This window comes from Kitasatospora sp. NPDC057512 (genome assembly GCF_042802135.1).
GTDB lineage: Bacteria > Actinomycetota > Actinomycetes > Streptomycetales > Streptomycetaceae > Kitasatospora.
Window position 1 is genome coordinate 1 of record NZ_JBHVET010000730.1, and the last position, 4212, is coordinate 4212.

Sequence of the window (4212 nt, forward strand, 5' to 3'; positions counted from 1 at the left end):
CCCTGGAAGGTGTCGTTGATGTACTTCTTGACCTCGTCGGAGTGCAGCAGCTCGGCCAGCTTCTTGACCCGCGGGTCGTTCTCCTTGCCCTTCTTGACGGCGAGGATGTTGGCGTACGGGTTGCCCTCGGCCTTCTCCAGCACCAGGGCGTCGGTGGCCGGCTTCAGGCCGGAGTCGATCGCGTAGTTGCCGTTGATGACGGCGGCGTCGAGGTCGGCGACGGAGCGGGGCAGCTGGGCGGCCTCCAGCTCCTTCCACTTGAGGTTCTTCGGGTTGCCGGTCACGTCCGCCGGGGTGGCGGTGGTGGTGACGCCGTCCTTGAGGGTGATCAGCTTGTTGTCGGCGAGCAGCTTGAGCGCGCGGCCCTCGTTGGTGGCGTCGTTCGGCAGGCCGATGGTGGCGCCGTCCGCCAGGTCGGCGATCGCCTTGACCTTCTTGGAGTAGAGGCCCAGCGGCTCCAGGTGCACGGGCTCGACCGACACGATGTTCGTGCCGTGCTTCTTGTTGAAGTCCTCCAGGTACGGGACGTGCTGGAAGTAGTTGGCGTCGGCCGAACCGTCCTGCACCGCCGTGTTGGGGGTCACGTAGTCGGTGACCTCCTTGATGTCGAGCTTGAGGCCCGCCTTCTCCGCGAGGTTGTCCTTGACGTACTTCAGGATCTGGCCGTGCGGGGTGGGGCTGGCCACGACCTTCAGCGGCGCGTTCGCGTCCGAGGAGGAGGAGCCCGAGCTGCCGCAGGCGGCGAGCGAGAGGGCGACGCCGGCGGTGGCGAGGATGCTGGTGAACTTCAGGGCGTTGCGCACGAAAAGTGCCTTTCTGCGTGGAACGGGGAGCCGCGTCCGGGGTCGGACGAGGGAGGTCTAGGAGCCGACGAGGTCCTTGTCGGGAGCCGCCGGGGTGCGGCCGAGCAGCCGGGTCCGGCCGCCGGTGCGGCCGCGGTGGGAGAGCCGCCGCACGGCGAAGTCGCCGATCAGCTGGACGGCGGTGACGATGATCACCAGCTCGGCCACGATGACCCACATGAAGGCGGTCTCGAAGCGCTGGTAGCCGTAGTTGACGGCGAGGGTGCCGAGGCCGCCGCCGCCGACGGTGCCGGCCATCGCGGAGTAGCTGACCAGGGTGATGACCGTGGTGGTGACCGAGGCCACGATGCCGGGCAGGGCCTCGGGCAGCAGGGTCTTGCGGACGATCGTCCAGGTGCTGCCGCCCATCGACTGGACCGCCTCGACCAGCCCCCGGTCGACCTCGCGGACGGAGGTCTCGACCAGGCGGGCGAAGAACGGGATGGCGCCGATGGTCAGCGGCACGGTCGCCGCCTGCCAGCCGATGGAGGTGCCGACCAGCCAGCGGGTGAAGGAGATCAGCGCGATCATCAGGATGATGAACGGCACCGAACGGGCGATGTTCACGACGAAGCCGATGGCCTTGTTGACGGCCCGGTTGGCCAGCAGGCCGCCCTTGTCGGTGAGCACCAGGAGCACGCCCAGCGGCAGGCCGAGCAGCACGGTGACGAACGCGGACACCCCGACCATCTGGAAGGTCTCCTGGGTGGCGGGCCACATCAGCTCCCACATCTGGTCCCAGGTCATGCCACCGCTCCGTTCGCCGTACCGATCACGTCCACCTGCAGGCCCTGCTCGCGCAGGTAGCCGATCGGCACCACGTTGTCCTGGTGGCCGCCCGGCAGCTCGACCCGCATCCGGCCGACCATCCGGCCGGCGATGGTCTCCACCGCGGCGCCGAGGATGTTGATGTCGATCTGGTACGTCCGGGCGAGCTGGGAGACGAACGGCTGGGCCGAGCTGTCCCCCTGGAAGGTGATCTCCAGCACGGTCGAGCCGGGGTGGCCGGTACCGAACTCGCTGAGCGGGAACAGCTCGCGGGCCAGCTCCGAGCCGGGCTTCGCCAGCAGGTCGGTCAGCTCGCCGGACTCCACCACCCGGCCGCCGCGCATCAGGGCGGCGGAGTCGCAGACGGACTTGATGACGTCCATCTCGTGGGTGATCAGCAGCACGGTGAGGCCCAGCTGCTGGTTGAGGTCGCGCAGCAGCTTGAGGATCGAGCGGGTGGTCTCCGGGTCGAGCGCCGAGGTGGCCTCGTCGGAGAGCAGCACCTTCGGGTCGCCGGCCAGCGCGCGGGCGATGCCGACGCGCTGCTTCTGGCCGCCGGAGAGCTGGTTGGGGTAGCTGCGGGCCTTGTCGCCGAGGCCGACCAGCTCCAGCAGCTCGGCGGCCTTGCGGCGGCGCTCGGTGCGGTCCAGGCCGACGATCTCCAGCGGGAGCTCGACGTTCTGCTGCACCGTCCGCGAGGAGAGCAGGTTGAAGTGCTGGAAGACCATGCCGATGCGGCGGCGGGCCTCGCGCAGTTCGCGGCCGGCCCGGTTCTCGCCGCCGGACAGCGCGGTCAGCTCGACCCCGTCCACGGTGACCGTGCCGGAGGTCGGGCGCTCCAGCATGTTCACGCAGCGGATGAGGGTGGACTTGCCGGCACCGCTGGTGCCGACGACTCCGTAGACCTCGCCCGGGCGGACGTGCAGGTCGACACCGGCGAGGGCGGTCACCTCGCGGCCTCGGGAACGGTAGACCTTCGTCAGGTCCGTGGTGGTGATCACAGCGGCTTTCCGTGGGTCGGGGGCGGGCGGCGTGGTTCGACCGCCCGACCGGTTCGCGGCCGGCGGCGTTACGGCGCTGCGCCGGGAGGGTCCGGACCCGCCGCCCCTTGATCGTGGCCGCTGGACGGCCGGGCCGCGCGACGGCGTGGCCCTAACGAGTCACCCGGGCCCGCGGGTGGGCGGGCACGGCAAAGGGAGGGGTCCGGGAGGAGGGGCGCGCTCGCACGGGCGGGAGCGACGCCGGAGTCTCGCTTCGGGGCGCGAGGAGGAGGCGCCCTCGGCGGGGCGCCGGGGGCGGTGGCCCTCAGCAGTGACACATTCGACGACACATGGCACGCTCACCTGCCGGCAGGGTGCCGGTGGGGGTCCAGTTCGTCGTCGCAGTCATGTGAGCCAGTAAAACAGATGGGCCGATTCCTGCCCAATTGTTTCCCGAAGCTGTCCGCATCGCGGACACCCACCACCGTTGACCAGCGCGGATACGGCTCGGCGCCGCCACCGGTGGTCCGGATGGTGGCGGCGCCGGGAAAGCGCGGGGGCGGCGGGCTCAGGCCGTCGCGGCGAGCGGCGCGGCGGCCGGCTTCTCCAGGTGGACGAAGCTCAGCCGGGTGCTGACCTGCTCGACCCGGGTCTGACGGTACCCCTGCCGAGCGTACAGCCGCAGGTTGCCCAGGCTGCGGTGGCCGGTGAACAGCCGGTAGGCGCTCACCTGGCCGTCCTGGGCCAGGCGGCGCTCCAGCGCGTCCAGCAGGCGGCCGCCGAGGCCGTGGCGCTGCATCCGCGGATGGACCACCAGGCGCCCTATCCGGCCGACGCCGTCGGCGCCCACGTGGCCGCGGACGGTGCCGACCACCTCGTCGCCCAGCCGGGCGACCAGGAAGTGCTGCTCGGACAGTTCGGCGCGCAGGCTCTCCAGGCTCTGCGTCAGGGGCTCGATCGCCCAGTCGCCGTACAGCTCGGCCTCGGGCTGGTAGCCGAGGTACTGGAGCTTGAGGATCTGCTCCGCGTCCTCGGCCTCCGCGGCCGAGATGATCACGCTCATGCCCATGTGGAGGGGCCTCCCCAGTCGTCGTGCGCGGCGCGCGGAGGGTAGGCGCGCTCACGCTCAGTATCCGAGTGATCGCGCCACCGTCAAGGGCTGCGTTCGCCAGCGCTCTACCCGGGTGTCAGCTTCCCTCAACCTTCGCGGGGGCCGACGTGAGGAGGGTCACCTCCCGTACCGCGCGGGCTCCGCCCGGTCGCACGGGCTCGCGGTCAGGGGTAGCGCTCGGTGTGGAGCAGCATCCGCAGGCAGGCCAGGCAGCGGGAGCGGGTGGGGCCGATCGAGCCGCGCGGCATGCCGAGCCGCTCGGAGAGCTCGCGGTAGGTGGGCGGCGGATCCTCGGCGAGCGCGGCGATCAGCTGCGGACAGCGACCGGGCAGGGCGGCGACGGTCTCGCGGACCGCGCGGCGGCGGCACTCGTCGAGGTAGACGTCCTCGGCGGAGGGGGCGAAGGGGAGGGCGGTGCACACACCGTGCATGACGGCCCGGGGCGGGGCCGGTTACGCCCGGGCCGGGGCACGGACGCGGGAGGGGGGGGCCCGGGGGGCCCCCCCGCCCC

At 71.6% G+C, this 4212-nt stretch carries 5 protein-coding genes; all 5 read right to left on the reverse strand.

What is annotated here, in order from left to right:
• The coding region (locus tag ACFU6K_RS32715) for a MetQ/NlpA family ABC transporter substrate-binding protein (protein ID WP_380669238.1) at positions 1-803 on the reverse strand (803 nt) is incomplete at its 3' end.
• A gap of 57 nt (positions 804-860) precedes the next feature.
• Entirely contained in the window at positions 861-1589 is a 729-nt protein-coding gene (locus ACFU6K_RS32720) for a methionine ABC transporter permease (RefSeq protein WP_380669240.1), read from the reverse strand.
• Positions 1586-2611, reverse strand: coding sequence for a methionine ABC transporter ATP-binding protein (locus tag ACFU6K_RS32725; RefSeq protein ID WP_074002359.1), 1026 nt, complete (start codon positions 2609-2611; stop codon positions 1586-1588). Before ACFU6K_RS32725 ends, ACFU6K_RS32720 begins: the two co-directional genes overlap by 4 nt.
• A 547-nt stretch (positions 2612-3158) precedes the next feature.
• Entirely contained in the window at positions 3159-3659 is a 501-nt protein-coding gene (locus tag ACFU6K_RS32730; RefSeq protein WP_380669242.1) for a GNAT family N-acetyltransferase, read from the reverse strand.
• Positions 3660-3865: 206 nt separating this feature from the next.
• Positions 3866-4123, reverse strand: coding sequence for a hypothetical protein (locus ACFU6K_RS32735; protein ID WP_380669244.1), 258 nt, complete (start codon positions 4121-4123; stop codon positions 3866-3868).
• Between the last annotated feature and the right edge of the window lie 89 nt (positions 4124-4212).

Coding starts and splice junctions, on each gene's coding strand:
- ACFU6K_RS32730 (WP_380669242.1), bottom strand. CDS start 3,659: ATGGGCATGAGCGTGATCATCTCGGCCGCGGAGGCCGAGGACGCGGAG.
- ACFU6K_RS32720 (WP_380669240.1), bottom strand. CDS start 1,589: ATGACCTGGGACCAGATGTGGGAGCTGATGTGGCCCGCCACCCAGGAG.